This window comes from Streptomyces catenulae, from assembly GCF_000718015.1.
GTDB classification, from domain to species: Bacteria; Actinomycetota; Actinomycetes; order Streptomycetales; family Streptomycetaceae; genus Streptomyces; species Streptomyces catenulae.
The window spans coordinates 132,796-157,529 of the sequence record NZ_JODY01000006.1; the positions used below are offsets into that span (position 1 = coordinate 132,796).

The 24,734-nt window shown below is 75.0% G+C and carries 19 protein-coding genes; 6 read left to right on the forward strand and 13 right to left on the reverse strand.

The genetic code is table 11. From position 1 onward, the window contains the following. Window positions 1–119 precede the first annotated feature (119 nt). From IF23_RS0108495 to IF23_RS0108510, 4 genes are all read right to left on the reverse strand, one after another. Complete coding sequence (locus IF23_RS0108495; protein ID WP_157847983.1) at window positions 120–2,846, reverse strand: NACHT domain-containing protein; 2,727 nt, start codon at window positions 2,844–2,846, stop codon at window positions 120–122. Continuing rightward, the gene (locus IF23_RS0108500) at window positions 2,843–3,031 is read right to left on the reverse strand and encodes a hypothetical protein (protein WP_030281498.1); all 189 of its coding nucleotides are present in this window, start codon (window positions 3,029–3,031) and stop codon (window positions 2,843–2,845) included. Before IF23_RS0108500 ends, IF23_RS0108495 begins: the two co-directional genes overlap by 4 nt. Before the next feature lie 129 nt (window positions 3,032–3,160). Then, a complete protein-coding gene (locus tag IF23_RS33440) occupies window positions 3,161–4,492 on the reverse strand; it encodes a DUF6801 domain-containing protein (RefSeq protein ID WP_157847984.1) in 1,332 nt (443 codons plus the stop codon). 382 nt (window positions 4,493–4,874) lie between these two features. Beyond that, the gene (locus IF23_RS0108510) at window positions 4,875–5,549 is read right to left on the reverse strand and encodes an HdeD family acid-resistance protein (protein ID WP_030281502.1); all 675 of its coding nucleotides are present in this window, start codon (window positions 5,547–5,549) and stop codon (window positions 4,875–4,877) included. Between the two features lie 308 nt (window positions 5,550–5,857). Between IF23_RS0108510 and IF23_RS0108515 the strand changes: the two genes are divergently transcribed. After that, complete coding sequence (locus IF23_RS0108515) at window positions 5,858–7,105, forward strand: LmeA family phospholipid-binding protein (protein WP_245654932.1); 1,248 nt, start codon at window positions 5,858–5,860, stop codon at window positions 7,103–7,105. Between the two features lie 66 nt (window positions 7,106–7,171). Here the strand turns inward: IF23_RS0108515 and IF23_RS0108520 are convergent, their stop codons facing one another. The 3 genes from IF23_RS0108520 to IF23_RS0108530 form a co-directional block, all read right to left on the reverse strand. Then, window positions 7,172–7,804 carry a DJ-1/PfpI family protein gene (locus tag IF23_RS0108520; RefSeq protein ID WP_030281505.1) on the reverse strand — a complete coding sequence of 211 codons (633 nt, stop codon included), beginning with the start codon at window positions 7,802–7,804 and terminating at the stop codon, window positions 7,172–7,174. 43 nt (window positions 7,805–7,847) lie between these two features. Then, entirely contained in the window at window positions 7,848–8,795 is a 948-nt protein-coding gene (locus IF23_RS0108525; RefSeq protein WP_030281507.1) for a GlxA family transcriptional regulator, read from the reverse strand. Window positions 8,796–8,887: 92 nt separating this feature from the next. Beyond that, window positions 8,888–9,700, reverse strand: coding sequence for an AraC family transcriptional regulator (locus IF23_RS0108530; protein ID WP_051739423.1), 813 nt, complete (start codon window positions 9,698–9,700; stop codon window positions 8,888–8,890). An 88-nt stretch (window positions 9,701–9,788) separates the two neighbouring features. Between IF23_RS0108530 and IF23_RS0108535 the strand changes: the two genes are divergently transcribed. Further along, on the forward strand, window positions 9,789–10,166 hold the full coding sequence (locus IF23_RS0108535; RefSeq protein WP_030281511.1) for a hypothetical protein: 378 nt from the start codon (window positions 9,789–9,791) through the stop codon (window positions 10,164–10,166). 15 nt (window positions 10,167–10,181) lie between these two features. On the opposite strand, the gene IF23_RS0108540 is transcribed toward IF23_RS0108535, so the two are convergent. Continuing rightward, complete coding sequence (locus IF23_RS0108540) at window positions 10,182–11,135, reverse strand: LysR family transcriptional regulator (RefSeq protein WP_030281513.1); 954 nt, start codon at window positions 11,133–11,135, stop codon at window positions 10,182–10,184. Window positions 11,136–11,218: 83 nt separating this feature from the next. Here IF23_RS0108540 and IF23_RS0108545 point away from each other — a divergent pair, with 83 nt between their 5' ends. Beyond that, window positions 11,219–11,980 (forward strand): sulfite exporter TauE/SafE family protein, encoded by a 762-nt coding sequence (locus tag IF23_RS0108545; RefSeq protein ID WP_030281516.1) that lies wholly within the window; start codon window positions 11,219–11,221, stop codon window positions 11,978–11,980. Between the two features lie 216 nt (window positions 11,981–12,196). After that, on the forward strand, window positions 12,197–13,051 hold the full coding sequence (locus tag IF23_RS0108550; RefSeq protein WP_030281518.1) for an NAD(P)-dependent oxidoreductase: 855 nt from the start codon (window positions 12,197–12,199) through the stop codon (window positions 13,049–13,051). 88 nt (window positions 13,052–13,139) lie between these two features. Here the strand turns inward: IF23_RS0108550 and IF23_RS0108555 are convergent, their stop codons facing one another. Beyond that, window positions 13,140–13,901 carry a bestrophin-like domain gene (locus IF23_RS0108555; protein WP_030281520.1) on the reverse strand — a complete coding sequence of 254 codons (762 nt, stop codon included), beginning with the start codon at window positions 13,899–13,901 and terminating at the stop codon, window positions 13,140–13,142. Here IF23_RS0108555 and IF23_RS33920 point away from each other — a divergent pair. Both IF23_RS33920 and IF23_RS0108570 read left to right on the forward strand, forming a co-directional pair. Then, window positions 13,893–14,057: a hypothetical protein gene (locus tag IF23_RS33920; RefSeq protein ID WP_157847985.1), complete on the forward strand. Its 165-nt coding sequence runs from the start codon at window positions 13,893–13,895 to the stop codon at window positions 14,055–14,057. The two genes, IF23_RS0108555 and IF23_RS33920, sit on opposite strands and share 9 nt — an antisense overlap. A 913-nt stretch (window positions 14,058–14,970) precedes the next feature. Then, on the forward strand, window positions 14,971–15,513 hold the full coding sequence (locus tag IF23_RS0108570) for a class I SAM-dependent DNA methyltransferase (protein ID WP_030281522.1): 543 nt from the start codon (window positions 14,971–14,973) through the stop codon (window positions 15,511–15,513). A 20-nt stretch (window positions 15,514–15,533) separates the two neighbouring features. On the opposite strand, the gene IF23_RS0108575 is transcribed toward IF23_RS0108570, so the two are convergent. The 4 genes from IF23_RS0108575 to IF23_RS0108590 all read right to left on the reverse strand — a co-directional run bounded on the left by IF23_RS0108575 (window position 15,534) and on the right by IF23_RS0108590 (window position 24,680). Continuing rightward, on the reverse strand, window positions 15,534–16,271 hold the full coding sequence (locus IF23_RS0108575) for a thioesterase II family protein (RefSeq protein WP_051739425.1): 738 nt from the start codon (window positions 16,269–16,271) through the stop codon (window positions 15,534–15,536). Continuing rightward, a complete protein-coding gene (locus IF23_RS0108580) occupies window positions 16,268–22,315 on the reverse strand; it encodes an AMP-binding protein (protein ID WP_157847986.1) in 6,048 nt (2,015 codons plus the stop codon). The genes IF23_RS0108575 and IF23_RS0108580 overlap by 4 nt, the downstream gene beginning before the upstream one ends. After that, complete coding sequence (locus IF23_RS0108585; protein ID WP_030281528.1) at window positions 22,312–24,018, reverse strand: non-ribosomal peptide synthetase; 1,707 nt, start codon at window positions 24,016–24,018, stop codon at window positions 22,312–22,314. Before IF23_RS0108585 ends, IF23_RS0108580 begins: the two co-directional genes overlap by 4 nt. A gap of 62 nt (window positions 24,019–24,080) precedes the next feature. Further along, entirely contained in the window at window positions 24,081–24,680 is a 600-nt protein-coding gene (locus IF23_RS0108590; protein ID WP_030281530.1) for a cysteine dioxygenase, read from the reverse strand. Between the last annotated feature and the right edge of the window lie 54 nt (window positions 24,681–24,734).

Here is a 24,734-nt window from a genome sequence, read left to right on the forward strand (position 1 = left end):
CTGTACCTGTTGCGCTGTCCGAAGCGTCGCGTCACGACGACCGGTGAGACCGCCGGACGGGCGGAAGCCCCGACGGCCGTGAGGCGCGGAGCCGCCGACCGACGTGCCCCCGGGCGGGGTCACGCGACGCCGAAGAACACACTGCCCGCTCCTCCCAGGTGGGGGCGGCGGACATGCAGGTCGAGCGCACGGATCAGGTCGGCCTCGCGGAGACGACCGTCGCCGTCGCCGTCCATCCGGGCCAGTACGGCCGAGGCGTCGTCGGCGAGGCCCCACAGCGCGAGATACCGGCTCAGCTCCCGCTCGCCCACGGAGCCGTCGCCGTCCGCATCGAGGACCTTGAACAGCGCCGCCCCGAAGGCCGCGACCTGCCCGGGCAGATCGGGGTCCGCGGCGAGCGCCCCGGCAGCGGTGCGGTGCTGTGCGCGCGAGAGCCTGCCGCCGGTCCTCGCCTGCCGCCGCAGCCCGGCCCAGTACTCCCGGTAGAAGGACTCCACCTCCCTCGCCTCGGCGGCGTCCGTGTCGAGCCCGTAGGCGGTACGGCAGCGCCCGGCGAACCGCAGATAGTCGTCCTCGGTGACGTAGCCGTCGTGATCGGTGTCGGCGGCGTCGAACAGCAGGTCCAGGTTGACGCGGTGGAGGACGCGTTCGGGCGGGGTGCCGACGGTCGTGGCCAGATGGTCCCGGAGTTGGGCGTGGCGGAACTGGTAGACCGCGCCGACCCGGCGCAGGATGTTCCGCTTCCAGGCGTCCTGAAGGAACGCGTCCAGGTCCGTCGGCAACCATCCCGACAGGGGCAGCCAGATGCGGGCCAGGACCACCCACCGTCCCCAGGCGGTCATGGTGCCTGTCCCCAGCGCGATCATGACCCCGGACACCAGCCCGGCTCCGGCACCGGCCAGCGCGCTGCGCGACGCGGCGCCGAACACGACGCCCCACCCGATCCCGATCACCAGCCCGACGGTGAGCAACTGCTTGAGTACGGTGGCGCGGTTCGTGTTCAGCAGGTCCGGCGGGTGGGCGCTGGTCTCCCGCGGGATGACGGTCTCGAACCCGGCGCCGAGCGCGGCGACGAGCCCCAGCACACCGCCCAGACCGATGCCCGCCGCGAGCAGTATCGCCGAGTTCAGCGCGATCACCGGGGCGGGATACCGCAGGGCGGCGGTGATCATCGCACTTCCGAGCGCCCACAGGAGACCGAACAGCAGGCCCCCGGCGAGCCCGCCCGCCACCCTGGGGCGGAAGCTCTCCCGCAGCTTCTTCCCCACCCTGTTCTTCTTCCAGCCGCTGAGCCTGATCTCCATCAGCGACGGTTCGAACATCGGGCCGCCGACCTGCATCCGGCTGACGAATCCGTGCATGAGGGCGAAGGTCAGCCCCATCGCGAGGCCGTTCGTCGGGCCGGTGAGGGCGACGGTCAACAGTCCGGGCAGCGGCCCGTACAGGAGCAGGCTCTCGGCCCCGTAGACGAGTCCGGCCACGATTGCGCAGAAGACCCCGACGGTGACGCCGACCCGCAGCATCAGCCACCGCAGCCGGACGCTGGTCCCCAGCCGCCACCATTCGATGTCGGGTGTGCGGAGCTCCGTCAGATGCGCGGCGAGATAGCCGAGCCAGCGTTGGGCGTGTTCGGGGTCCCAGCGCAGGGTGTATGCGTCGCGCCGGTAGGCGGCGGCGAGGAAACTGTCCAGAAGGTGGTTCTCCAGGGCTTCCCGGGTGCCGAACTTGCCGGTGTCCAGGAGATCCGACGGATCGGGGCCGGATTCGTGGACGAAGCGGGCGAGCGTCACCATCAGCGGAGTGGTCAGTACGGCGGCGAGCCGGGCACCGGCCGGTGTCTGCCGCTGCTCGCGCAACTCCCGCAGAACGGGGGCCCAGTCGGTCCCGGAGGCGTTCGGCCTGCGGAGGAAGCGGCGGTGGCTGGTCCGCTCCAGATAGGCGACGGCGTCGTCCAGGGTGACATCGGCCAGTTCGACGGCGACGGCATAGGGAACGACCCCGGTCTGTTCCGCGGTGGCCTCTATGTCGGCACGACGGCTCGTCACGATCAGCGGCAGAAGGAAGTTGTTGAGCTCTTCCAGCGCCATTCCGCGTAGACCGGGGGCGAGTTCGTCGAACCCGTCCAGGATCGGCAGTACGTACTCCTCGCTCATCAGCGCCTCGGCCCAGGTGATGTCGCCGGGGCCGTGCACCGCGAGGAAGGTGTGGTCCCGCTCCAGTCGGCCGATCAACCAGTCCCGCAGCGACAGGGCGGCGGGATCCCAGGAGCCGAGACTGAAGATCACCGGTACCGGCGTCGCCGTCCCGCGGGTGCGCACCCGCGCGTCCAGGTGGGCCAGCGCGAAACGGAGTGCCAGGGCGGTCTTCCCCGAGCCTGCCCGGCCCAGCACCACCAGCCAACGGGATTCCGTCTGTGCGAGAACGTCCGCGAGATCCGCCGGGGGAGCGGGCGCCTTTCCGGTCGGGGCGTCGGAATCGCCGTCGTGGTCGGCCGCTTTCTCCAGCATCAGCCGCCAGCGCAGCGGCAACTTCCCGTCCTGGAGCCGTAATTGTTCCACCTCGGGCTTCAGGCGGGCGCGGACGGCGAGTGCGAGGGCATCGGCCTGTTCGGCCAGTTTGCCGCCGACGGATCCCTGATCGGCGCCGACCGCCGTGGTGAGCTGTTCGATCCAACCGGTGAGTGCATCCTTGGCGGAGAAATCCGCGGGGAATTGCACGATGAAATTGTGGTTTCCGTTGACGACAATGCCGGTGTTGAGACCGATCCGGAACAGGTCCCGGCCGTCCGGCTGTGGGGCATGAGGGCCCATGGGCTCCCGCTCCTGCGGTTCCGGTGCGCCGCTCACCGAAAGAGGATGGGCGTTGAGTGGCCGCCTGTGGAGATGATCCCGGAATGCGGCCGCGGTCCGCGCCGTACCGTCGCGTCGGCCGCCGGGTCCTCGGTCCGGGGCCGCGCACCGGCGCCGTGGACGCCGACCGCCGCTTCCACCGCGGGTACGACCCGGTCGAGCAGGGTGTCGATCTCCGTCACCGGAAGCACCTCCCTCTCCGCGTCAACGGTCAGCTCCCCGTGGTGGTTCCCCCGCACGGCAGGCGGGCACCGGCCGTGCCCGCCTGCCGCCCTGCCCGGTCCTCCGCCGTGCCGACGGCGGCTGCTTCCCTACGGCTGCCGCACGTATGCGGTGCCGGACCGCTCGTCGGGCACGGCGCCGGTGTCGTCGCCGTCCCGCGGGCCCGGCTGCGGGACGGCCGCCTCGGCGCCGCAGCCCCGCGCACCGGCCCCCGGAGCGACGGTCGGACGGCGGCCCAGGACCACGTTCCGGCCCTCGGAGACCCGTCGGCCCGCGCCGCCGTGCCCCCGGGGCCACGGGACGGTGGCGGTCAAGATCGTCCTCTGGTGACGGCCGTCGACGCCGCCCTCGACGCCTTCGGCGAGCGGACCCTGCGGCGGGACGAGGGGCCGTCGCTCCTCCCCGTCGCCCCCGGGACGGCCGTTGTTCCGCCGCCGCGCACCGAGGCCGAAGGCGGCGGCGCATGCCGCGAGCACGCCCACCGCCAGCAGGATGAGGTCCCTGGTGCTCGGCCCGCCGGTCGAGGCCTTCCCGGCGGGCGCGGGCTCGGCCGACCCCGGCGCCGCATGGGCCGGGACGGTCGCCTTCGGGGCGCCGCCGGAGACGCCGGGGCTCGGCGTGCCGGGCGCGGGCGCGCCGTGGGCGGTGGGAGCGGCGCCCGTCGATCCGGCCGTCGGCTCACCGGGGGCGGCGGCGCCCACCGGTCCGGCCGTCGGTCCGGGAGCCGGGGCGCCCGCCGATCCGGCCGTCGGCCGCGGGGTCACCGAGGCGCCCGAGCCGGTCGAAGGGTGCGGGGCGGGGGAGGAGCCCGAGCCCGGCGTGGTGACGTCGAAGGCCGTCACGACCTTGCTCTGGCCGGGGTTGAGGGTGCACGGCGCGTCGGCCACCAGCGAGAGATTGCCGTTGGTCGCGGCGAGGTGGAGCGTGAGGTCGCCGGCGGTGACCGTGCCCCTGCCGGGGTGGTGGAAGGTGGGGGCGGTCGCGTTGCCGGTCGCGTCGATGCTGAAGGGGCCGGACGCGGGGACGTGGGCCGTGCTCAGCCGGAAGGGGACCGTGAGGCCGAAGTCGTTCTTCGGCGCGGACACCTGGGCCTGCGCCTCCGCCGTGCCCCGGAGGGACGTCATCCCGGCTTTGGCGAGCCACTCCGTGAAACTCGCGTCCACCTGTGCCACCGCCTTGACGGTGATGTTCCTGCTGGGCGCGCCCACGGGGACCGACTTCGGAAGGTCCGAGGTGATCTTCACCGTCAGCGGCTGAACGCCCATCATCTGGGCCGAGCACGTATAGGCGAAAGTCCGGGTGAGTGTGCGGGCGGAAGCCGATCCGGCGCCGCCGATGCCCAGCACCCCACTTGTCACCGCCGAAACCGTGGCGACCGCGAGGACGGTCTTCGCCCTGGGCCCGCCACACCTGATGTTCATGAGTAATCCCCCGTTCACTGTGCGGGTGTGCGATTACGGAACGACGCGCTCTTTCATCGAAACGGAGCGTGCCGCTCGGATTCCGTGCGCCCGTGCCGGATCTTCGGCACCCGGCCGATTCCGATCAGCGGGGCGGACAAGGTTACTTGGAAGACGCGATGTGCGCGGCCCCGGTTGCAAGAGAACCTGACGCACTCCCCGCCCGGAATGCTGCAGAACCCCTTGAGGAGGGGGCGACTGCCAGGAATATTCTTCCTGCTGAATAAAGATCAGAAACGGAAAAGCCCCGTGTGTGTCACGGATACCGGTGAGTATTTCCTCGGACGCGCAACCGCTGTGGCTGCGGCGGCTCTCGGCCACCGCAGCCACAGGAGTCATCGGATCAGTGCTGCGGATGCGGACGGGGGTGGAACGTCGAACGCCGGTGCCTGGTGGGGGTGTTCTTGGGGTCGCGTCCGATGGCGATGCGCAGGCGGATGGCGTTGATCACCTCGGTGACGCCCAGGACGATGGCCATGATGCCGGTCACCAGCGTGAGCGCGGCGATCGAGCCGAACGGCGAGACGATCATCACGATGCCGGCGAGCAGGGTGATGATGCCGAGGAAGAGCTGCCAGCCCCGTGCGGGCGCCTCGCGGGCCGAACCGGCGGCCGCGGTCATCATGATGCCGCGCACCAGCCAGCCGAAGCCGATCCAGAGGGCGAGCAACAGGAGTGACTGGAGGGTGCCCCGGAAGCAGATGAGTCCGAGGAGCACGCTGAGCGCACCGGTGATGAAGTGCAACGCCCGGAGATGCCCGGGGACGTGCGCGCCGAAGGCTCCGGCCAGTTGGAAGACACCGCTGACCAACAGGTAGACGCCGAAGGCGATGCCGATGACCAGCAGGGTCTTGCCCGGCCAGACCAGGATGATCACACCGAGGGCGATCGACGCCAGGCCGATGGTGAAGAGGGCCTGCCAGCCGAGGTTGGACAGGATGCCCAGGGGGTTGCTCTCCGCGGAGGCTTCCGGGGCTTGCGGCGGGCCGTCGTCCGAGGCCGCGGAGGGGTTCGTCATACCTGCCACCTCTCTCATGGGACAGCACGGTCGGATACGGACGCTTCCATCGTCACCCCATCGGCCCCGTCCCGCTTGGGGAGCGCGCGGCGCCCTTCGGGGAGGCGCCCGGCCTGCGGCGGCGCGGGGCTCCCGGCCGCTCGCCCCGGGACGCGGCGGATCTCCCGGTACGGCCCGGGCGGTCGGCGAGGGTCGTCGGCGAGGGCCCGGACGCTCCGGGCGGGAAATCTCCCGTCCCGTGCGCGCTTGCCCGGGTATCGCGGGCGGCAACTTGGTGCGCGTCCGCGGGCTGTGATCGCATGGCGGCGATGGACTCCAACGAACCTTCCGCACCCCCCACGGCACGGATACCGGGCAGCCGTACCGCCCGGGACGGCGCGGAACCGGACGCCGCGCCCGCCCAGGACGACGCCACCGGCGACGCACCCGCCGCCCCGGTAGCTGACAGCGCCCCCGTCACCGACAGCGGACCCGTAACCGACAGCGCACCCACCGTCACCGGCAGCCCCGCCGACGCCGCCGACCCCGCGGCCACCACGGCCGACGACGCCGCGGCCGGTGCCGCCACGGACGTCACCGCTGACGACCCCACGCCCACCCGCGGCGGAAAGGAACCCGCGCGGGACGGGCGGCGCAGGCGTCGGATCGTACGGCGGACCGTCAAGACGGCCGTCGCGCTCGCCGTCGTCCTGGCGTTTCTCGCGCTCGGTGACCGGTGGGCCGTGCTCTACGCGGAGAACGTGGCGGCGCAGCAGGTCCGGAAGGCGCTGAAGCTGCACGCCGCGCCCGAGGTACACATCGACAGTTTCCCGTTCGTCGGGCAGGTGCTCGCGGGCGGCATCGACCGGGTCGAGGTCACCGTCCCGCATGTCGACGCCGGACCGGTCTCCGTCGCCCAGGTCAAGGGGACGGCGGACGACATCCGGATCGTCGGCAGCCTGCCGTCCTCCGTCACCGGGGCGGTCCTGAGCCGGGTGCGCGGCGACCTCCTGCTGGACTTCAAGGACCTGAACCGCGAGGTCGGCGCCTCGCAGATCACCCTGGAGCCCGGGCCGGAGAAGAACACGGTGCTGGCCTCCGGCGAACTGCCGGTGGGCGACAGGCAGGCCCGGCTCCAGGGACGCGCCCACCTGGAGCGCACCGGGGACCGCGGGCTGCGGCTGACCGTGCAGGACACCCGCGTGGTGGTGCCCGGACTGCTCACCTACGTACCGGGCAAGGGCGGCGGCCTCCAGTTGACCGCGCCCGTCGCCGACCGGATGGACGAGGACGCACTGCGACAGGCGGCCGGGGAGCGCGTCAGCCCGCGGCAGATGATGACGGGGCGGATGCTGGACACGCTCGTGGAGCATCCGTCGCTGCTCGGGCCCACCGGTATCGACCCCTCGCTGATCGAGGGGTTGCAGCAGCTCCGGGAGCCGAAGGTCGCGCAGCGGATGGAGTTCGCCGCCCAACTGCCGGACGATCTGCCGGGCGACATCCGGCTGCGCGACCTCTCCGTCACGAAGGACGGGATCCGTGCGCGGATCACCGGCACGGACGTGAAGGTGGGCTGAGCGGCAGCACCACCGGGGAGGACACGGGGCGGCACGGGCGCGGGACGGCGCCCGTGCCGCGTGGTCTCAGCGGAAGACCGACGCGCCGTCGCGGAGCTTGTCGACGATCGCGGCGGGTGCCTTCTGCGGGGAGCCCGCGTCGTAGGGCGGCTGGGGGTCGTACTCGATCGCGAGCTGGACGGTCTGGGCGAACTCGTCGCCCGCCACCTTGCCGAGCAGGGTGAGGGCCATGTCGAGACCGGCCGAGACCCCCGCCCCGGTGACGATCTTGCCGTCCACGACGACCCGCTCACCGGTCGGCTCCGCGCCGTACGTGGCGAGGGTGTCCAGCGCCCGCCAGTGCGAGGTGGCGCGGCGGCCCCGGAGCAGTCCGGCCGCCGCGAGCAGCAGCGATCCGGTGCACACCGAGGTCGTCCAGGTGCTGGTGGCGTCCGCGGTGCGCAGCCAGCCCAGCAGGGTCTCGTTGGTCATCTGGTCCCGCTGGCCGGGGCCGCCGGGCACCACCACGATGTCCGGGTCCGGCACCTCGTCGAGCGCCTTCTGCGCGATCAGCGTGAGCGCGCCCTGGTCGTTGGTGACCGGACCGGGCCGTTCGGCGACGAAGACGGTCTCGGTGCCGGGGGTGCGGCAGAGCATCTCGTACGGACCGAGCGCGTCCAGCGCGGTGAAGCGGTCGTAGAGGACGATGGCGATCTGCATGGTCTTCCCTTCGGGGAGGAGAGTGCGGAAAGGCGGGACCGGGTCAGGGGCGGAAGCGTCGGCGGTACTCGGCCGGTGCGGTGTGCAGGGTTCTGACGAAGGCGCGGCGCATCGCCTCCGGGGTGCCGTATCCGCAGGCACGGGAGATCTGCTCGACACCGTCCGCCGTCTCCTCCAGCAGACGGCGGGCCTGTTCCAGACGGACGCGCTCCACGTAGCGGCCCGGCGTCGTCCCCGTCTCCGCGTGGAAGGCCCGCGCGAAGTGCCGGGGGGAGAGCCGGGTGCGTTCCGCGAGACGGTCGACGGACAGATCGGCGTCCGGGTGCTCGGTGATCCACTGCTGGAGGTCGCGCAGCGGCTCCCGGCGGGCCGTCTGGGCGGCCAGCTGGACGCTGAACTGCGCCTGGTTTCCCGGCCGTCGGAGAAAGACGACCAGCTGGCGGGCGACGAGGAGGGCGATGTCCCGGCCGTGGTCCTCCTCGATGAGCGCGAGTGCGAGATCGATGCCCGCGGTGACCCCGGCGGAGGTGGCGATCGGCCCGTCCCGGACGAAGACCGGGTCCGGCTCGACCGTCACCCGCGGGTACTCCTCGGCCAGCTGCGCGCAGAGCGCCCAGTGCGTCGTCGCCCGGCGGCCGTCGAGCAGCCCGGCAGCGGCCAGCAACAGCGCCCCGCTGCACACCGACACGACCCGCTCGGCCCGCCCGGCGTACTCCCGCAGCCGGTCGATCAGCCCGGGGGCGGGGCAGCGGGAGCCTTCGCCGCCCGGGATGAGCAGGGTGTGCGGCGGCCCGGCGTCGGAGAGCGCGCAGTCCGGGGTGAGCCGCAGCCCGCTCGACGTCCGCACGGGCCCGCCGTCGAGCGAGGCGGTGCGGATCTCGTACGGTTCCCCGCCCGCCCGTCCGGCGCCCGCGAACACCTCCACGGGGCCGGTGACATCGAGACTCTGCACGCCCTCGAAGAGGAGGACCAGTACGGATCGCCGCGTCATGTCTCCATCCTTCGCGGCCCGCACCGTGTCTGCAATGACAAGAATCCCACCTTTCCTGCCACCGGTGGTCCCGGTGGTGGCCCGGCCGTCGCTCAGCCCGCGGTCGGGCCGGACGCGACCGCCGGGTGCTCGACGGTGCGGATCACCGCGCGGCCGGAGAGCAGGGCGCTGGGGCGCAGCCCGAACATCGCGTGGAAGGCGCTGCTGAAGTGGGACGGGCTGGAGAACCCCGCCTCCACGGCCGCGGTGCTCAGATCGGGCCAGGTCCCGAGGAGTCCGGCGGTGCGCACCAGCCGGGCCCACAGCCGGTACCGGCGGACGGTGGTGCCCGTCTCCGCGCGGAAGAGCCGCAGGAACGCCGAGACGGAGAGCCCGGCCTCGGCGGCCAGCTCCCGGGCCGCGACCGGCTGCCCGGGCGGCCCCGCCAGCCGGGCGGTCGCCAGGAGGACGCGCGGGTCCCGGCCGCGGTCGTGCCCGTCCGGGCCGGTCAGCTCCAGCCAGCCCCGGACCTCCGCGAGCGGCGCGTCCGCGCCCAACGATGCGGCCCCGCGCACCAGTTCGGCCTGGTGCGCGTGGTCCAGGGCCAGTTCGGCGCCGCCGTCCAGCAGCCGACGGCAGGCCCGCTCCCGCGCCGACGCCGGGTCGAGATAGCAGAACGCCATCCGGGTTCCCCCGGCGGTGATGCGGTGCCGTACGCGGGCCGCCACCCACGCCGTCCGGGTCCGGTGCCGCGCGCCGTGCTCCACCTCGACCGTGAACTCCCCGTCGACGCCCACCGCCAGACAGCTCACCGCACCGGAGTGGAACCCCAGCCCCAACGCGGGCCCGACGTACAGGGCCTGCCCCGGCCACAGCCACAACGCGGCCCGCTCACGGCACGTTTCTGAAAGCGGCGCGGGGGACATGCGGGGGATGCTAACCGCCGAGCCCGCCCCGCGGTCCGCCGTACCGCACGGCCTACCCGCACCCCTCCCCGAACGGAGCGCCGCCGCCATGCCGACCGAACCCCTCACCGCCGCCCTGCTGTTCCTCGTCGGCGTGATCAACCTGGTGCCCGGCGCCGTGGCGGTCGCCCCGTCCCGGATCGGCGCCGCCTACGGCATCGACGTCCACGCCGACCCCGATCTGGTCCTGCTGCTCCGCCACCGCGCGGTGCTGCTGGCGCTGGTCGGCACCGGACTGCTCGGCGCGGCGTTCCTCCCGTCGCTACGGGTGCCCGCCATGGTCGCCGGTGGCGTCAGCATGGGCACCTTCCTGCTGTTCGCCCGCACCACCCGGGCGCTCAACGGCGCCACGAAGCGGGTCGCCCGGATCGACCTCGCGGCCCTCGCCCTGCTCCTGGTCGCCGCGGGTACGGTCCGGCACGGCTGAGCGCCCGGACGGCGGTCAGCGGTCCGAAAAGCCGTCCGCCTCCGCCGGATCCTCGCCCTGCGTGGCCCCGGACGGCGGCCGGTGGCGGGCCGCCCGGCGGAGGTGCTCGGCGAGGGCCAGGGCCTCCGGCGAGGTGGCGCGGTCCTTGACGCCCCAGGCCAGTAGATGGTTCCGGCGGGCCCAGGGGTCCTGGAGCGCGCAGACGTCGAGGGGCAGCCGGGGATCGACGGCCCGTCGCGGGACGACGGCGAGCCCGGCGCCCGCCGCCGCGAGGGAGACGAGGACGCCCAGGTCGGCGACGGTGGTGCGGTGGCGCACTGCCGGGGCGTGCGGCCCGAGATGCCGCTCGATCCAGCGGCGCAGCGAGGAGTCGGCGTCCAGCCCGACGAGAGGGTGCTCGGCGACCTCGCCGTACGTCAGCGCCGTCCGGCCGCTGAGGACCCCGCCGACCCGGCCGACCACGAAGAGGGAGTCGTCGCCGAGCGGCTCCGTACGCAGCCCGCAGTCCCCGGCCTCGTCATCGATGACGACACCCAACTCCGCCTCACCGTCGGCGAGCCTCCGTACGGTCTGCGGGGTACGGCTCTCGGACACGGTGACATCGGTGTCCGGGTGGGCGCGGAGGAACGTGGTCAGGGCCCGCGGCATCAGCCCGTACATGGCGGAGCCGCCGCCGAGCAGGGTCAGCGGCGCGGTCGAGGGCCGGGCGTAGCTCGCCACGGCGCTCTCCAACCGCGCGGTCCGGTCGAGGACGTCGCGGGCATGGCGGGCCAGCGCCGTACCCGCCGGGGTGGGCCGGACGCCCCGGCGGCCCCGGATCAGCAGCGCCACGCCCGCGTGGTGCTCCAGCGCACGCACCCGGGCACTGGCCGACGGCAGGCTCAGCGGCATCCGCCCCGCCCCCGCGGTGATCGAACCCTCCGTGACGATGTGGAGGAAGAGCCGCAGATCGTCCAGGTCGTAGCGCATCCGCTCAGGCTACGGCGCAGCCGAAGGCTACGGCTGGAGATTCCGCATTGTGGAACTCTCCGTCCGGGGCTGATGCTCGGCGTATGAGCGAGTTCTTCCCTGTCCTGCTGGCGGGCGTGGCCGCCGGAGCCCTGAACGCCATCGGGGGCGGCGGGACCTTCGTGGCGCTGCCCGCACTGGTCGCCTTCGGCCTGCCACCCGTGGCGGCGAATGCGGTGTCACGGGTCGCCCTCGTCCCCGGCGCGGCCGTCAGCGCCTGGGTCTACCGGCGCGACCTCACCCCCGTCGGACCCACCTCCATCAGGGCGTTGACCACGGTCAGCGTGATCGGGGGCGGCGTCGGCGCGGGCCTGCTGCTGGCGCTGCCCGCCTCGTCGTTCGACGCCGCGGCGCCGTGGCTGCTCGCCTTCGCCACGGTGACCCTCGCCGTCGGCCGCCCCCTCTCCCGGGCGCTGACCGGCGCGCTCGGCCGCCCGGTCGGCATGAGCGGACGCGCCGTCCTGACCGGACAGTTCCTCCTCGCCGTGTACGGCGGATACTTCGGCGGAGCCGTAGGCATCCTGATGCTCGCCCTGTGGAGCATCGGCCTCGGACTGGACGCCGCGACCGGCAACCCGATGCGCGTCGCCCAACTGGCCGCCGTCTATCTCAGCGCCACCGCACTCTTCCTCGTCGCCTCGGACGCCCTGAGCGCCCCGGTGCTCCTCACCGCCATGCTGCTCGGCGCCGTGGTCGGCGGCTTCGCCGGAGCCCATCTGGCCCGCCGCCTCCCCGCCGGGCTGCTCCGGGGCGCCCTCCTGGTGACCGCCGTGCTCACGACCGTCCTCTACTTCCTGCGCGCCTGACACCGCGGGACCCCGCCACCGCCGTGACGGCACACCCACCGCCCCCCGCGCGGACGGCGCCCGCCCGGCGATCCTGCCCCGCCACCACCCCTGCCCACCGGTAACTTTGCCCTCACCCACCGTGCCGCCACCCCGCTGCGGTGCGGGACGGCCCGCCCGGGCACACCCACGTCACCCGCACGACCCGCCTGCCCACGGAGACTCTGGAGGGACGGAATGAAGACGGTCGCGATCATCGGCTTCGGCGACATGGGGGAACAGATGGCCCCCCACCTCGTCGCCGCCGGGTACGAGGTCCGCATCAGCGACACCGACCCCGCCAAGCGGCAACGCGCCGCCGCCCTCGGCGCCTCCGTCCACCCCACCCCCGCCGAAGCGGCCCGCGGCGCGCAGCTGACCCTCGGTCTGGTGATGTCGGACGACATCCCCGCCGCCTACCTCGGCCCCGACGGCATCCTCGCCGGAGCCCCGCGGGACTCCCTGGTCGTGGTCTGCTCCACCACGACCCCCGAACTGCTGCACCGCGCGGTCTCCGCCGCCCCCGCCGGGGTGACCGTCCTGGACGCGCCGATCGTCGGCGGTGTGAAGTACGCGCGCGAGCGCGGCATCACCTTCCTGGTCGGCGCGGCGCCGGAGGTCCACGAGCGGGCGCGCCCGGTGCTGGAGACGCTCGGAAAGGTGCGGCACGTCGGCGAGTTGGGAGCCGGGGTGGCCTACAAGCTGATCACCAACGTCGCCGTCATGGCGGCCGAGGCCGGAATCCGCGAGGCCCTGGACCTCGCCGACCACCTGGGCCAGGACTACGACACCGCACTGGACCTGATGGCGGTCGGCCCCATGGCCGCCGTCGTCGCCCGCGCCCGGGACACCACCAACCCGCGCCCGCTGCGCCGCTCGGCGGAGGACGACGACACCCTGCTCGCCGCCGTCCCCGACCCGGCCCGGCAACTGCCGATCTCCCACGCCGCCGCGGGCCGCCTGTGGGAAGCCGTCACCGCGAACGACGGCTCCGAACCGGACTTCGTGGACCTGACCCGTAGAACCACCGCCCGCGCGGAGTTCCGCGGCTGAGCGGTCGGCAGCCGTTCCCGGGTGGGGGTTTCCGGCGCATGGCAGACCTCCGGCCGGGCCCCGGGTGGGGCACCGGCCGGAGGGAGGGTCAGCCCGCGTGGGGGAAGAGCGCGGTGAAGGAGTCGACGCCCGCGGCGAGACCGCGGCTGAACGGTGCGTCGAGGTCCCAGACCAGGAAGAGCAGAAACGCGATCAGCGCGCTGAAGACGGCGGCCATCAGCAGCTCCTTCCCGGACCGCCGGATCTGCAGGGTGAAGATCAGGCCGACGGTCACGACACCACCGCTGATCAGCCCGAACCACACGACGGCCGGTAGCGCGGTACCGGCCGCATCCGCCCGGGCGTTACGCGCCCCGTCCGCCACCGCGACCTGGTCGACCAGGGGTTGGTAGGACTGCTCCTCGAAGGCGTCACGGGGATGGTGGTCGGTGACATCGGCGCGGACCTTCGCGAGCAGCGCGGTGCCCTGCGCGGTGATCTCACCCCGCTCGGCCATCACCGGCCACTCCTTGTGCACCACATAGGTGACGTACCGGTCGACGTCGGCACGGATCCGGTCGCGCACCGGCGGGGTGTAGGCCCGCGCCCGCGCACTGATCTCGTGCAGCGCCTGCGCCTCGGTGCGTACGGTGTCCTCCGCGGTGCCCCGGGCCTCCCAGACCCCGGCGATCGCCAGACCCAGGACGATCGCGTAGACGACGCCCACCATCATCGTCATGTACTCGATGACATCGGGGGTTTCGGACGGGTCGTCGTCCTCGCCGATCCGGCGCTGTTTGAGCACCGTGATGGCCAGGACGACGCCACAGACGGCGGCCGTGGCGATGGCCAGCACCAGCCATTGCGACATGGGTTCTCCTACGAGGAACGGCGCCCGGACGATCCGGACGAGGAGCGTGAACGGGGGCGGAGCGCGACCCCGGCCAACACGGCGGGGGTGGTGACCAGCAACGTCCTGGTCACCATCGAGCTGCCGCCGTGCGGCTTGTGCGCCACCGCGGCGTAGTTGGGCGGGGGCGTCGGGGAGGCGCCCGGCGACGCCGGTGAGGGCGGCGCCGGGGCGGGCCGGTGAGGGTGGACAGCGGGCGGCGCCGTAGGGGGCGGCGCGGACGGCGCCGCGGAGGGGCGCGAGGGTGCCCCGGGCGTGGGGGTCGGCCGCGGACCGGGATCCGACGGCCGGGGCCGGGGCGTCGGGCTGTGCGGGGGAGTGGGTGTCGGTGTCGGCTCCGTACAGGGGAAACGCCGGTCCGGCGGCATCGGGAACCCGGTCGCCACAGCGACGGCCGGCCATGCCCCGGCGTACGCGCAGCTGTCGCCGGAGGACGCGTACGCCCCGTCGGGGGTGACGGACGCGTGGGAGTCGCCGGACGAGGCGTGGACGGAGTCACGGCCGACGACGGCGTGTCCTCCGCGGTGCTCGGTGTCGTGCGTCTGGTCGGCCGCGGCGGAGGAGGCGAGGACCGGCACCGCGGCGAATCCGGTCAATATCAGGAAGGCGGCGGTGGCGAGACCGGCCACCGGCCGCGGTAACACGTGGAGTTGGCACACACCGGAATTCTGCGCAGCGCGCCACCGGTCCGCCCGCGATGATCTCCGGAGTTCCCTCAAATGGTGGGAAAAGCGGATAGTGGGTGTGTGTGGTCGTGGGATGTGTGTAGGGGGGAGTCGACGGGCGGCGGCCCGGGACGCGACCGGAACACGGTTGGTGCGTCGCCCTGTTCGCGGCGCGATGCACTCAACTAAAGGGTGAGGTAGGGGAGTTACGCGTACCTCGCCGGAACCGCGTGCGCGTGTGCAGATCAGGGAAAGCGCTGGTCAGAGGGGAGGCAAGGGTGGCCGGTGGCGTGCTTCGCTCTCCCGTGGCCCGGACGGAACGGGCTCGCGCGGCGGTGGGGAACCGGTGTGCCAGGGTGGGGCGTATGACGTGGAACGGTGACGACTACCAGGACCGGTTCGACCGGATGGCCGCCGCGGGCGAGGACGTGCACGGTGAGGCCGTGTTCGTCCGGGCCTTCGCGCCCGCGAGTGTGCTCGACGCGGGCTGCGGCACGGGGCGGGTGGCCGCGGAGCTGGCCCGGCACGGGATCGAGGTGACGGGGGTGGACGCCGACGCCTCCATGCTCGACACCGCCCGGCGCCGGGCGCCGGAGATCCACTGGCACCGCCGCGACCTGGTCGGCCTCGATCTGGGACGGACCTTCGACGTCGTGGTGATGGCGGGCAACGTCCCGCTGTTCACACCGCCCGGGACGGAGCCCGAGCTGGTCGCCGGAGCGGCCCGGCACGTCCGGCCCGGGGGCCACCTCGTCGCCGGGTTCTCCCTGGACCGCGGTTACGGACTCGACGACTACGACGCGCACTGCCGCGCGGCGGGGCTCGCGCCGGAGGCCAGGTACGCGACCTGGTCGCGCGAGCCCTACACCGGCGGCCCGTACGCGGTGTCCGTACACCGCAGGCCCTGACCGGGCGCGGCGCCCGGAGGTCAGGGCAGCGCCTGCCGGAGGGCGGCGGCCAACTCCTCCGGGCAGTCGCGCAGCAGGTTGTGCCCGGCGGCGAGCGCCGCGGTCGTGTGCCCGCCCGTCGTCAGCGCCGACCAGGCGGCGAGGTCCGCCGCGGAGACGGTCAGGTCCTCCGTGCCGCGGGCGGTGAGGATCGGCGCCGCCAGCGGTGTCCGGGGGGCCGTGCCGGTGAGGTACTCGTGCGTCGCCCGGTAGTCGGCGCGCAGCGCCGGGGCCACCATCTCCAGGACGTCGGGGGCGTCGAGCAGTTCGGCGGGGAGATAGCCGTCCGCGACGACCTGGGCGAAGAACTCCTCGTCGGGCAGGTCCCAGCAGCCGTCGGCGGTGCGGACGGCGGTCCCCGGCGCCTGCTGTGCGGAGACCGCGAGCAGGGCGGGGCCCGCGGGCCCCAGCGCCCGGGCCGTCTCGTAGGCGAGGACCGAGCCCGAGGAGTGGCCGTAGAGGACGATCTCGGCGCCGTCCGCATGGGCGCGGACGGCGGGGGCCAGCCGGGCGGCCAGCGCCGGGAGGTCGGTGAGCGGCGCCTCGTCGAGCAGCGCCTCCCGGCCGGGCAGCCGGACCGCCACCGGATGCGGCTCCGGCCCCAGCGCGCGGCCCAGCGCCAGCACCGCGGCGACGCCCGCGCCCGCGTGCGGGAAGAGGTACACCACCCGCCGCGGCCGCCCGGCGGGCACCAGGTCCACCAGCCACTCCGCGCTCATCGGGCCGCCTCCCGCTCCAGGGCAGCGGCGAGGTCCCGGAGATAGCCGCAGGCGGCGTCGAGCAGGCGCTCCGCCCGGTCCGTACCGTCCGCGTGTGCCAGTCGCAGCCGCAAGGTGTCTCCTTCGGTGTGGGCGCTGAACTCCCAGTGGAACGGCCGGGGGTTGTCCGGACCGCGGTCGCCCCGGTCCGGCAGGGCGGACTCCGTCAGGCCGTCGCCGTCGGCCGCGCCCGCGAAGAGCGTGCCGAGGGCGCCCAGGTAGTTGACGCTCAGCCACGGCCGGTCCGGGCCGGTGAGGCGGGCGGCGCCGTGGCCGTCGGCGTCCGTGCGGGCCGCCCGGGCGGCGTCGAGGACCGTGCGCGGATCGGCGTCCGGCGCCGCGTCGACCCGGACGGGCGCCAGCGCGGTGAACCAGCCCACGGTCCGCGACAGGTCCGCGCCGCCGACCTTCTCCTCGTCCCGGCCGTGCAGTTCGGTCACGGCGCGGACCGTGCGGCGGTCCAGCGCGGCGGCGACCGCGGTGGCCGCCGCGGCCAGGACGGCGTCGGCGGGGTGCGCGCCGCGGGCCCGTACACCGTCGAGCAGCCGCCCGGTGGACGACGGGTCGAGCGCACGCTCGGCGACCCGGGTGGCGCGCTCGTACGTCGTGGGCGGCCCGTCCGGGTGCGCATCGGGGGAGTCCTCCCCGGTGTTCTCGCCGCCGTCGTCCCGCAGGGACCGCGCCCACCGGTCGTAGGTGACGGCCCCGGGGCGCAGCCGGACGGGGGTGCCCGCCGTGCCGTGCGCGCAGGCGGTGCGCAGGTCGTCCAGGAGCACGCCCCACGACAGCACATCCACCACCAGGTGATGCGCGGTCAGGACCAGCAGGCGCCGCTCCCCGCCGGTGTGGACGAGGGTGGCGCGCAGCAGCGGGCCCGCGGCGATGTCGAAGCCGCGTCGGGCCCGTGCGGTCGCGGTACGGACCGCCGCGCCGCCGTCGGCCGTGACCTCCTCGACCTCGACCGTCTGCGCGGTCGGGTCGAGAACCTGCTCCCACCGTGTCGCGCGGTGGCGGAAGCGGTGGCGGAGAACGGGATGGTGGTCGGCCACCGCCCGTACGGCGCCGGTCAGCGCCTCCGTGGTGAGCGTGGGAGGCACCGACAGGGCGACCGACTGGTTCCAGTGGCCCGCGTCCGGCAGCGCCAGCGCGAAGAACCAGCGTTGCACCGGGGTGAGCGGGAGGGAGCGGCGGCGGGCGAAACTGGCGCGGACCGTGGTCGCGGCGGCGGCCGAGGTGGTGACCCGGGCCAGCGCGCGGACGGTCGGGTGGGTGAACAGATGCCGCCGGGTGACCTGGAGGCCCGCTTCCGCCGCCCTGGTGGCGATGCGGACCGCCTGCACCGAGTCGCCGCCCAGCGCGTAGTAGTCGTCGTCCGGACCGACGTGCGCGACGCCCAGCACCTCCCGCCACACCCGCGCCAGCGCCGCCTCGACCCCGGTCAGCTCCTCGGCGGGGGCGGGCGGGGCCGTGCCGGTGGCCGGTTCCGCCGGAGGCGTCCGCCGGGCCTTGCCGTCCGGCGTCCGCGGCAACGGCGCCCGGCACACCAGCCGTTCGGGCACCAGATGCGCGGGCAGCGCACCGCGCAGCAGCTCCCGCAGTGCCCCCTCGGCCACGCTCCCGTCCGTCTCCACCACCGCGACGGGCCCGTCCGCGCCGTCCGCGACCACGGCCGCCCGTACGGCCGGGTGACCCCGCAGCACGGCCTCGACCCGGGCCGGGGCCCGGTGGTAGCCGCGCTCGGAGCGGATCCGGTCGAGAGGCCCGAGGACGACCAGCCTGCCGTCCGGGAGGCGGAGCCCGGCGTCCCCGGTGCGCCGCACCCGGATATCGGGGCGCGACGGGTGCGGGAGCGACGCGTCCGGGGCCGCGGACGGTGCCGCGCGGTCCCCGGTGGCGACGGAGATCTCCCCGGGGACGCCCGCCGGGCAGGCGCGGCCCCAGGCGTCGACGACGCACAGCGCCGTCCCGGGCGCGGGTCGGCCCACCGGTACGAGGCCGGTGGCGGGCTCCGCGTCCCCGTCGCCCGTCACCTCCTCCTCGGCCAGCACCAGCCCCCACTCGGCGCCGCCGTACGTGTGCACCAGACGGCCGTCCGGGGCGTGGGAGCGCCAGCGGCGTACCAGGTCCGCGCCGAGGGGCTCGCCGCCGATCACCAGCGTGCGCACCGCGGGGGCCGCGGTGCCGTCCAGGCGGGAGAGGAGCAGCGCCAGTTCGGTGGGGGTGAGGGTGGCCACGGCTGCCGGGCGGCCGCGCGCCAGCTCCGCCAGCCGGGCGTCGGGGGCGAGGGGGACCGCGGCGTGGCCCGCCGCGAGGGTGGTGAGCAGCTCGCACGCGAGCCGGTCGGCCGCCCCGTGGGTCAGCAGCACCTCGCCCCGCTCGCCGTCGCGGACCGCGTCCGCGAGCGCCCGCTGCCCGAGCGGTACCGGGCGGCGGGGCCCGGTGGTGCCGCTGGTGCGGATCACCAGCGCGGGCGCCCGCGGGCCGTCGGGGCGCGGCACCGGCGGTGCGGACACCGCCTCGACGGGCACCGCGGCGGTGTCCGGGGTGTCCGTGCACCCCGCCGCGTCCACCAGCAAAGCGGCCCCCACCTCGGACAGTTCGGCGGACCCGGCGCCGCCCTCGCCGGTCAGGGGCGCGCAGACGAGCCCCGCGCGCAGCACGCCCAGGCACGCGGCGGCCAGCTCGGCGGGCCGCCCGGCCCGGACGGCCACCACGGTGCCGGGCGCGGCGGCGGTGAGCGCGGCCGCCACCCGGTCCGCGGCCCGGTCGAGGACGCCGTAGGCCGTCGTCCGCGTCCCGTCGACGACCGCCGGGGCCCCGGGGTCCGCCTCGGCCCACCGGCGTATCCGGTCGGCGACCGGCTCACCCGGGGGCGCCGCGGCGGGCCCGGGCGGCGCCGGGGCGGTGACGGTGCGCAACGCGGCGTCGGGCGCGGCGAGCAGGGTGTCCACCAGCGTCCCGAAGCGGTCCGCCAGCCCGGCCACCGTGGACCGGGCGAAGAGGTCCGTGTCGTACTCCCAGGTGACGCCGAGCGCGTCGCCGTGCTCGGACACCACCCCGGCCAGGTCGTAGACCGCCCCGGTGCGGGGCAGCGCGACCGTCTCCAGGGTCAGCGGCCCCAGGGGGACCGGCACACCGTCGCGGTCGGTGGTGAGCAGCGTGGCGAGGGGGCCCAGCGCCGGGTCGTGGGCGGTGTTCTGGCCGAACCCGACCTCCACCAGCGGTGCCCGGCCCCGGTCGCGTGCCACGCCCAGCGGGCCCAGCAACTGGTCGACGGTGGTGCCGCTGTGGTCGAGGCCCGCCAGCAGCCGGTCGCCCACCGAGCCGACCAGATCCGTGAACGACTGCCCCGGGGAGAGCCGCACCCGGTGCACCACGATGTTGGTGAAGCAGCCCGGCACCTCGGCGAATTCGGGCCGGTCGCGGTTGGCGGTGTTCACCGCGACGGCGCTGTCGGCGCGCCCCGTATGCGCGTGCAGCAGTACATGGAAGACCGCCAGCAGTACGGCGTAGGGCGTCGTGCTCGCGGTCCGGGCGTACGCGCGGACCGCGGCGGAGCGCGCCGGGGTCAGCTCCGTCCGCAGCGCCGCCCCGCGCTGTCCGCGCACCGCGGGGCGGGGCCGGTCGGTGGGCAGCTCCGCGGGCGGGGGCGGCGGCGTCAGCTCCCGCACCCAGTGGTCACGGTCGGCCGCGCCGAGCGGGGAGCGGGACCGCGCCAGGGACCACACCGCGAAGTCCGCGTAGCTGTGCGCGGGCGGCGGCAGATACGCCTCGTCGCCGGTGGTCTCCGCCGCGTAGAGCACCGCAAGCTCCCGCAACAGCAGGACGGTGGACCAGTGGTCGGTGAGCAGATGGTGCTGGGAGACCACCAGCACCGGGTCGCCGGACCCGCCGGTGTGGAGCCGGACGCGCAGCGGCACCCCCGCGGTCAGGTCGAACGGCGCGAACGCCGACCGGGTCAGCTCCTCGCGGTCCGCCGACGGCACGACGGCGAAGTCCACCCGCGCCTCGGCCGCCACCCGCTGCACCGGCTCCCCGTCGCGCAGCGGGAACGAGGTGCGCAGCACCGGGTGCCGCTGGGCCAGCGCCGTCCACGCGCGCCGCAGCGCCGCCACGTCACAGCCGCCGGTCAGACGCGCCGCGACGGCCACCACATAGGCCGAACCGCCCAGTTGGAGCTGGTCGGCGTGCCAGAGCGACAGCTGGTTCGGGGCGAGCGGGAAGCTGCCGACGGCCGGTCCGCGCGGCACCGGACCGGTGTCGTCCCCCGGCCCGTCGAGCCGTCCGGCCACCTCCTCGGCGACCTCCCGCAGCGGGCGGGGGCCCAGCAGGAGGGGCAGCGGCAGCCGTACGCCCAGCTCCGCGTGGAGGGTGGTGCGCAGCCGCAGCGCGGCGAGCGAGTCCACCCCGGCGTCCCGCGCCGGGGCGTCCGGGTCCACCGCCGCGGGCGCCGTCCCCGCCACCTCGGCCACCGCGCGGCGCAGCCGGGCGACGGCCTCGGCGCGCCACCGCTCGGGTGGCAGCGCCGTCAGCCGCTCGCGTGCCCCGGCGTCCGGCCCGTCCCCGCCGTCCGCGAGCAGCGCGGCCAACTCCGTACGGCGGACCTTGCCCAGCGCGGTGCGCGGCACCTCGGCCACCGTACGCACCCGTTGGGGCACCGCGTGGGAGGGCAGTCGGCGGGCGCAGTGGGCGAGCAGCGCGGCGGGGTCGGCGCGGACGCCGTCGCGCGGGCGGACCGCCGCCACCAGCAGCGCGCCCCGGCCCGGCAGCGGCACCCCGGCCACGCCCGCGTCGGCGACCGAGGGATGGGCGGCGAGGACGCGTTCGACCTCGACCGGGTTGACCTTGTGGCCGCCGGTGTCGATCAGCACCCGGGAGCGCCCGACGACGGTCAGCCTGCCCGCGGCGTCCAGGCTGCCCAGATCGCCGGTGCGGTGGCGCCCGCTGCCGGGGTCGGCGACGACGGCCGGGCCGGAGACCACGATCTCGCCGGTCACGCCCGGCGGCAGCGGAGCGCCGCCCTCGCCGAGGACCTCGACGCGTACCCCGTTCAACGGGGTGCCGACGGTGCCGGGGGAGGGCTCGGCGCCGACGTCCCAGCAGACGCTGCCCGCCTCCGTGGACCCGTAACTCTGGCGTACCGGCAGGCCGAAGCGGGCCGTGAAGCGGTGTGTCACGGCCGGGTCGAGGAAGTTGCTGCCGGACAGACAGAGGCGGACCGCGCCCAGCTCCACCGGTACGTCCGCGGGCAGGTCGGCCAGGGCGTCGAAGAGCTGGGGCACGGCGATCAGCAGGGTGACGCGGTGCCGGGCCAGCGCCGCCACCACGGCGTCCACGGCGGAGGCGTCCGCGCCGCGGTCGGTGAGCACCAGCGTGGCGCCGGAGCGGACCGCCGCCAGCAGACAGCAGAACTGCCCGAGCGCGTGGAAGAGCGGCACCGGGCAGAGCAGGACGTCCTCGGCGCGGATGTCCGCCGTCGCGGTGATGTTGCCCGCCTCGGCGACCTGGTGTTCCTGGTCGCGTACGACGCGCTTGGGCTCGCCGGTGCTGCCGGAGGAGAGCGCGGTCACCCAGGGGCCGCCCGCCCGCGCGGTCCGGGGCGCGTCCGCCCGGGGCCGGGGGAGCGGCGCGTCCGCGTACAGGACCGGGCGGTCGGTGAGGGCGGCCACCGGGTGGCCGGACGTGGTGACCACGACGGCGGGGCGGCTGTCGGCCAGCCGCCGCCGCAGCGCCTCCGGCGGCTGGTCCGGATCGACCGCCTCGACCGTGCAGCCCGCCTCCGCGGTGGCGAAGTAGGCGACCGCGAACTCGGGCCGGTTCTCCAGCACCAGCAGGACGTGGGTACCGCAGGAGGCGCCCCGGGCGGCCAGCGCGTCGGCGAACGCCCTGACGTCCTCGGCCAGTTGCCGGTAGGTCAGTGAGCGGTCGCCCTGGACGACGGCCGTCGCGCCGGGGTGGGCGGCCGCGGTCGCCGCGATCATGTCGAGCACGGGGCTTGCGCTCACCGGGTCTCCTTCGTCAGCCGCTCGGCGAGCCGGGCAGGGGTGGGATGGACGAACACATCGCGCGCGGTGACCCGCACCCCGAGCCGCAGCCCGATCTCGGCCACCGCACGCACCGCGCGCGCCGAGTCACCGCCGTACAGGAAGAAGTCCGCGTCGGCGGTGAGACCGCTGACCCCCAGGACCCGCTCCCAGACCCCCACCAGCGCCTCCGGCGTCGCGGGCGGGTGGGCGGCGGTCGGCCGGGCGGCGAGCAGCGCCCGCCGGTCGACCTTGCCCGACGGGGTCGTGGGCAGCCGGTCGACCGTGTGCACCTCGGACGGGACCATGTGCGGCGGCAGCGTCCGGCGCAGACGGTCCAGGAGTCCGTCGGTGTCGGCGGCGCCGTGGCCCGGGCGCCACTCCACGAAGCACACCAGCCGCTCCGCCCGCCCCGCCGCGTCCGCGGGGGCCGCCACCGCCGCCCGCCGGACCGCGGGATGGGCGCCCGCCGCACTCTCCGCCTCCCCCAACTCCACGCGCTTGCCCAGCAGTTGGACCTGATCGTCGAGGCGGCGCAGGAACTCCAGATCGCCGGAGGGCAGTTCCCGCACCAGGTCGCCGGTGCGGAAGCAGCGCTCCCCGTCCACCTCGACGAACCTGCGCGCGGTCCGCTCGTCGTCGCCGAGGTAGCCGATGCCGACGGTCGGACCGCCCAGATACAGCTCGCCCGGCGTCCCCGGGACGACCGGCCGCCCCGCCCGGTCGCGGACGCGGGCCCGGATGTGCGGCAGCGGCCTGCCGATGGGCGGCAGCACACCGCGGTCGGGCCAGGCGGACACATCGCAGAACACCGCCCCGGCCACGGTCTCCGTCGGCCCGTACTCGTTCAGCACCCGGCTGGGGAACCCCGGCGGCGGATAGGCGGCGAGGCGCTCACCGCCGGTACGGATGAGCCGTACGTCCCCCAACTCCGCGCCGTCCAGGGCGAAGACCGACTCCAGCAGCAGCGGCGGGATGTAGGTCTGGGTGATCCGGTGGGCGCGCAGCCAGTCCACCAGCGCGCGCGGCGAGGCGCGGTCGGCGTCGGACGCGAGATGCACCGACGCGCCGGTGGTCAGGAACGGCCACAGCTCGTCGACGGTGACGTCGAACCCGGGCGAGCCGAGCTGCGCCCCGCGCTCCCGCGGCGAGGCGCCGACCAGCCGCGCGTACGCCGCCACGTAGACGTCCAGCGCCGCACGGCTGATCAAGGTGCCCACCGGGGTCCCCGTCGAACCCGAGGTGAACAGGCAGTAGGCGGGGTCCTCCGGGCGGGCCTCCCGCGGGCGCGGGGCGGCGGGGTCCGCGGGCGGCAGCGCACCGGGCTGCACCGCGCGGACACCGGCGTCCCGCGCCAGCTCCGTGTCGTCGGTGAGCAGGACGGCCACCGCGGCGCGGTCCAGCAGCAGCCGCAGCCGGTCCGGCGGCTGATCCGGGTCCAACGGGGTGTAGCAGCCACCGGCGAGCAGTACGGCGAGTTCGAGGACGAACAGCTCCGCGGTGCGGGGCAGCACCAGCCCGACCCGGTCCCCGGGCCGCACCCCGAGCGCGGTCAGGGAGCCCGCCGCCGCCCGGGCGCGGGCCTGGAGCCCGGCGTAGGTCAGGTGCGTCCCGCGGTGATCGGTCAGCGCCACGGCGTCCGGGGTGCGGCGCGCCTGGCGGGCCACGGCGTCCAGCAGATCCATCGCTACCTCTCTCTACGGGACCGGGCGCCGTCCCGCGGCGCCGGGCGGCGTACCCCGGTGGGTCAGGAACGGGTGCTCGCGGGCATCCGGCGGCCGACGTCGGACTCGTCGAACCACAGCTGGGTCTCGGCCGCCCGGTAGGTGCCGTCCGGCGTCACCGTGAACTGCCGGTAGCGGTGGATCGCGGTGAGGTAGACGTGGACGGTGGCCGACCAGTGGTCCTGCTCGTTCACCATCAGGTGCAGCTGCTTGTCGCGTTCGGGCAGGATCGGGGTGATCCGGCCCGGGGCGAGGATGAACTCGCCCGTGGCAGTGAGCCCGACGCGCTCCTCGCCGTGGGGCGCGAGGACGTACTTGACCTCCTTCGTCCGGCCGGTGAGCGCGCTGACCACGCCGATCGTGTCGTCGTGGTCGTGGACGGGGCTGCCCTGTCCCGGCCCCCAGAACACGAGGACGATCTGGTAGGCGTCCTGCGGGGAGTTCAGCAGCAGCCGCGTGTAGTTGCCGCTCGGGCGGTACTCCTCGGCGAAGCGCTGGTTGGCCGAGGAGGTGGTGAACGCGGTGAGCGCGCGGGAGAGCCGGTCGATGATCTCCTGCCGGGGGAGCCGGTCGGCTCGGCTTCTGGTCCGCGAGACCGCATCGATGAGTGCGGTGACGTCCATGGGTCACCTCCGCTGGGGTGGTTGGTGTGGCGAGGTGCGGGCGCGCAGGGGTGT